This window comes from Tenacibaculum sp. L6, from assembly GCF_028823685.1.
Lineage (GTDB): Bacteria > Bacteroidota > Bacteroidia > Flavobacteriales > Flavobacteriaceae > Polaribacter.
This window is the reverse complement of record NZ_JAPEHZ010000141.1, coordinates 1-1,196: the sequence shown is the minus strand read 5'-3', so window position 1 is coordinate 1,196 and position 1,196 is coordinate 1. Positions and strand designations below refer to the sequence as shown.

The window sequence follows — 1,196 nt, the reverse complement described above, 5'->3', positions numbered from 1 at the left end:
TGAAAACCCTGGTACTACTGATAGAGGATTTATTCAAAAAGCTTTGAGAAGATCTTTTACTACTACTGGAGACCTTAACCTAACTTACAAAGCTGATTTAGAAAACTTTTCTTTTGTAACCATTTTTGGTGGACAGTTTTTTAGAACTTCTGACAGGCAAGAACGATTAACAGGAAACGGTGGAGTTGATGGCGCTAACCTAGTCTCTCTATACCCTACCAAGGAAGTTGAAGACAATATACTGGAAAATGCCAATTACGGATTATATTTTTTAGAAAATATAGGTATATATGATGTACTTTACTTAGAACTTGGAGGAAGAATTGACAAAAACACCTCTGCTGGTCCTGCCTCTGTTACTCGATTTTTACCTAAGGTAGGTTTAACTTACAACTTTTCAGATCATAGTTTTTACAATAATAGCTCTATAAGGGATTATTTATCTAACATTCGAGTAAGAGCAAATTATGGTGAAGCAACTCTATTCCCTAGAGCTTTTGCGGCAGACAAAACATTTGCTTTAAACACTTTCTTTGGGGAGCCAGCATTTACTTTTGGTAACCCAGGAAACCCTAGTTTAGTTTCAGAAAAAGTAGCTACTACTGAAGTTGGTCTTGATTTAGGCTTCTTTAACAATAGATTAAATTTAGGAGCTACTTACTACAGGGGGATTACAACAGATGCCTTGTTTTCACCTAACAACGCTCAATCTACTGGTGAAGGTGCTCAACAAAGAAATGTAGGAGAAATTAAGAATACTGGTTGGGAGTTTGAATTATCAGCTAACGTTGTAAGAACTGAAGATCATAACTTAACTTTTAATGCTTCTTATAACAACAACAACAATATAGTTACAAGTACTGGTGGTGCACCAGGGTTTACTGTAGGAGGTTTTACAGTTGCAGGCTCTCGTGTAGACGAAGGTTTTTCTTTAGGTTATCTAAGAGCTACAGCTGCTGTTAAACAAACTGATGGAACATATGCTTTCGAGACTAACTCTTTCCTAGGAGACACTTATGCCCCTCATTTTGGGTCTTTTGGTTTAAACTACTCTTATAAGAAATTTAATTTCTTCATGTCTGGTGATTATCAATTCGGAGGAAAATCTGTTGAATTAAGTTTCCTTTTAAGACACTTAAGAGGAGTTGACAACACTGGAATTCCAACTGAATTAATAGGAGCTACTAGCCCATTTA

At 36.0% G+C, this 1,196-nt stretch carries 1 protein-coding gene; it reads left to right on the top strand.

Features of this window, described 5'->3' with window-relative positions; all coding sequences use genetic code 11:
• The coding region (locus tag OU788_RS12345) for a TonB-dependent receptor domain-containing protein (RefSeq protein WP_274635440.1) at positions 1–1,196 on the top strand (1,196 nt) is incomplete at both ends.